General features: G+C 71.1%; 5 protein-coding genes. 1 reads left to right on the top strand and 4 read right to left on the bottom strand.

What is annotated here, in order from left to right; all coding sequences use genetic code 11:
- On the top strand, positions 1 to 279 hold a 279-nt coding region (locus AC1MIR_RS15690; protein WP_480029124.1), incomplete at its 5' end, for an SDR family oxidoreductase.
- Positions 280 to 301: 22 nt separating this feature from the next.
- Here the strand turns inward: AC1MIR_RS15690 and AC1MIR_RS15695 are convergent.
- From AC1MIR_RS15695 to AC1MIR_RS15710, 4 genes are read right to left on the bottom strand one after another with little or no spacing between them, the layout of a single operon-like run.
- The gene (locus AC1MIR_RS15695; RefSeq protein ID WP_480029125.1) at positions 302 to 1,339 is read right to left on the bottom strand and encodes an ABC transporter ATP-binding protein; all 1,038 of its coding nucleotides are present in this window, start codon (positions 1,337 to 1,339) and stop codon (positions 302 to 304) included.
- Between the two features lie 4 nt (positions 1,340 to 1,343).
- A complete protein-coding gene (locus AC1MIR_RS15700) occupies positions 1,344 to 2,354 on the bottom strand; it encodes an ABC transporter ATP-binding protein (protein WP_480029126.1) in 1,011 nt (336 codons plus the stop codon).
- A gap of 2 nt (positions 2,355 to 2,356) precedes the next feature.
- Positions 2,357 to 3,280, bottom strand: a complete 924-nt coding sequence (locus AC1MIR_RS15705) for an ABC transporter permease (protein ID WP_480029127.1) — start codon at positions 3,278 to 3,280, stop codon at positions 2,357 to 2,359.
- 1 nt (position 3,281) lies between these two features.
- Complete coding sequence (locus AC1MIR_RS15710) at positions 3,282 to 3,671, bottom strand: ABC transporter permease (protein WP_480029128.1); 390 nt, start codon at positions 3,669 to 3,671, stop codon at positions 3,282 to 3,284.
- Positions 3,672 to 3,741 lie beyond the last annotated feature (70 nt).

Below are 3,741 nucleotides of genomic sequence, written 5' to 3' on the forward strand. Positions count from 1 at the left end.
CCCCCCGCGGCCCGCGCCGCGGCCCAGACCGCCGCGCGGCACTACGCGACGGCCGGCGTGCTGCCCTACATCGCCGCGCCCGGCGTGGTGCGCACGCAGATGCGCGTGGACGCCGCCGCCGGGGCCGGCGGCGAGGCGCAGGTGACGGCCGGGCTCGCCATGGGCGAGTGGGTGCCGCCGGAGGAACTGGGGGAGCTCGTCGCCTTCCTCGCCACGGGCCGCGTCCGGCACCTGACCGGCGCGACCATCGACGTGAACGGCGCGTCCTACCTGCGCTGAGCCGCGCCGCCCGCCGGCGTCTTCAGCCCCGCGACATCGCGGCGGGCTCGAGCTGCGGCCCGCCATCCCGGCCGTCCTCCACCGCGTGGCAGGCCACCTGCGACTGCTCGGTGCCGCGCGCCGTCCGCAGCTCCGGCCGTTCCGACCGGCAGCGGTCATCGGCCAGCGGGCAGCGCGGATGGAACGGGCAGCCGGAGGGCGGGCTGATCGGGCTCGGCACCTCGCCGCCGACCGGGATGCGCTGCCGCCCGGTCATCTCCAGGTCCGGGATCGCCTCCATCAGCGCGCGCGTGTAGGGGTGGCGCGGCGTGGTGAAGAGCGTCTCGGCGGGCGCGTTCTCCACCAGGCGGCCGAGATACATCACGCCGACGCGGTCGCTCACCTGCCGCACCACGGCCAGGTTGTGGCTGATGAAGAGGTAGGTGAGGCCGAGCTCCCGCTGCAAATCCTTCATCAGGTTCAGGATCTGCGCCTGAACGGAGACGTCGAGCGCGCTGGTCGGCTCGTCGCAGACCAGGAATTCCGGGTTGGAGGACAGCGCGCGCGCGATCGAGATGCGCTGGCGCTGGCCGCCGGAGAACTCGTGCGGGTATTTCTGGCCGTCGAGCGGCGAGAGCCCGACCTGCGTCAGCAACTCGCCGACGCGCGCCTCGATCTGGCCGCGATCGGACAGCAGCCCGAAGGCGCGGATGGGTTCGGAGATGATGTCCCGCACGCGCCAGCGCGGATTGAGCGAAGCGTAGGGATCCTGGAAGATCATCTGCATCCGGCGCCGCTGCATGGCGTCGGAGCGTGCCTGCGCGAGGTCCTGCCCGTCGAAGATCACCTCGCCGCGCGTCGGGCCATAGAGGCCGACGACCAGACGCGCGACGGTGGACTTGCCGCAGCCGGACTCGCCGACCAGCGAGAGCGTCTTGCCCTTCGGGATGGAGAAGGAGACGCCATCCACGGCACGCAGCATCCGCTTGCCCTCGCCGGCCAGCATGCGCTGGATCAGCGGGCGGGACACGTCGAAGAAGCGCGCGAGGTCGCGTGTCTCCAGCATCGCGGGTGCGGTCATGGCGTCAGGCATTCGCACTGTCCCGCAGCACCTGCTGCTCGCTGTCCGCGTCGTAGAGCCAGCAGGCCGCCCGCGTCTCGCCGGCCGGCATCAGCTCGGGCCGCTGCTCGCGGCAGCGCGCGAAGACCTGCGGGCAGCGCGGGTTGTAGGCGCAGCCGCGCGGGATGGCGGACAGCCGCGGCATCGCGCCCTCGATCTGCTGCATCCGGTCCAGCCGGTGGCTGATCGGCGGGATCGAGCCCATCAGGCCGATCGTGTAGGGGTGCGAGGGGTGCTTCACCACCTGGCGCACCGCGCCGATCTCGGCGATGCGGCCGGCATACATCACGGCGACGCGGTCGGCCGTCTCGGCGATCACGCCCATGTCGTGGGTGACGAGCATCATGGAGGTGCCCTTCTCCCGCGCCAGCGTCTTGAGCAGCGCGATCACCTGCGCCTGGATCGAGACGTCGAGCGCGGTGGTCGGCTCGTCGGCCACGATCAGCTTCGGCTCGGCGCAGAGCGCGAGCGCGATGACGACACGTTGCCGCATCCCGCCCGAGAATTCGTGCGGGTAGCTGTCGATGCGCTGCGCGGCGGCGGGGATGCCGACCAGCTCCAGCCATTCGATCGCCTTCCTGCGCGCCTCGCCCGGCCCAATCGGCAGGTGCGTGGTCATCGTCTCCACCAGCTGCCGCCCCACCGTGTAGAGCGGGTTCAGCGTGGTCAGCGGGTCCTGGAAGATCGCGCCGATCTCCCGCCCGCGGACGGTGCGCATCTCCTTGTAGGGCAGGTTGTCGATGCGCCGGCCCGCCAGCAGGATCTGCCCGCCGGCGATGCGCCCGGGCGGCTCCAGCAGGCCGATGATGGCGGCGCCGGTCATGGACTTGCCGGCGCCCGACTCGCCCACCACGCCCAGCACCTCGCCGGGCTGGATGTCGAAGGAGACGTCGTCGAGGGCGACGAGCGTGCCGCGCCGCGTCGGGAACTCGACGCGGAGGTTGCGGACCTCGAGGAGCGGTTGCGTGTTGGACATGGTCACCGCAGCTTCGGGTTCAGCGCGTCGCGCAGCCAGTCGCCGAGCAGGTTCACGCTCAGCACCAGCACGATCAGCGCCACGCCGGGGAAGATCGTGATCCACCACTCGCCGGAGAACAGGAAGTCGTTGCCGATCCTGATCAGCGTCCCGAGCGAGGGCTGGGTGGGGGGGACCCCGACGCCGAGGAAGGACAGCGTCGCCTCCGCCAGGATCGCGAAGCCGAGCTGCAGCGTCGCGATCACCAGCACCGGGCCGAGCACATTGGGCAGCACATGCGTCACCATGATCCGCCCGCGGCCGAGCCCGATCACGCGCGCGGCCTGCACGTATTCCTTGTTGCGCTCCACCATCGTGCTGCCGCGGACGGTGCGCGCGAAAGACGGCCAGTTGGAGAAGCCGATGGCGAAGATCACGACATAGAGCGCGATCTGGTCGTGCACGTCGCGCGGCAGCACCGCCCGCACCACGCCGTCGATCAGCAGCGCGATCAGGATGGTGGGGAAGGTCAGCTTGATGTCGGCGATGCGCATCAGCAGCGCGTCCACCGTGCCGCCCAGGTAGCCCGCCGCCAGGCCGGCGGAGACGCCGAGCAGCACCGACATCACCACCGCGCAGAAGCCCACCAGCAGCGACACCCGCGCGCCGTACATGATGGCCGAGAGCACGTCGCGCCCCTGGTCGTCGGTGCCGAGCAGATAGGTCGGGTCGCCTTCCGCCTCCCAGGCGGGCGGCTTGAAGGCGTCCAGCAGTTGCAGGCTGGCCAGGTCGAAGGGGTTGTGCGGCGCGATCCAGGGCGCGAGCACCGCGCCGCCGATGCAGATCGCCGCGACGATCGCGGAGATCACCGTGATCGGGTTGCGGGTGAAGCTCCACCACAGGTCGGAATCGAAGAAGCGCCCGATGGGGTTCGTGGCCGCGCTCATCTCAGTGGCCCCCCTTCGCCCCGCCGACCCGCAGCCGGGGGTCCACGGCGAAATACAGCAGGTCCACGATCAGGTTGATGGTCACGAACAGCGCCGCGATCAGGATCAGGTAGGCCGCCATCACCGGGATGTCCGCGGCGCCCACGCTCTGGATGAACAGCAGCCCCATGCCCGGCCACTGGAACACCGTCTCCGTCACGATCGCGAAGGCGATGATGGCGCCGAGCTGCAGGCCGGTGATGGTGATCACCGGCACCAGCGTGTTCTTCAGCGCATGGCCGAAATTGACGGCGCGGTTGGTCAGCCCGCGCGCGCGGGCGGACGTGATGTAGTCGGTGCGCCGCCCCGCCAGCCTCTCGGCGCGCCCCAGGCGCCGAAGCAGGAATGGCACAGCGCCGCCGCCATGGGGGTGATGCCGCAGGCCCGGATCAGCGCGGCCGCGAGCCGCGTCATGTCGGCCC

Source organism: Falsiroseomonas sp. RANM36 (assembly GCF_056682175.1).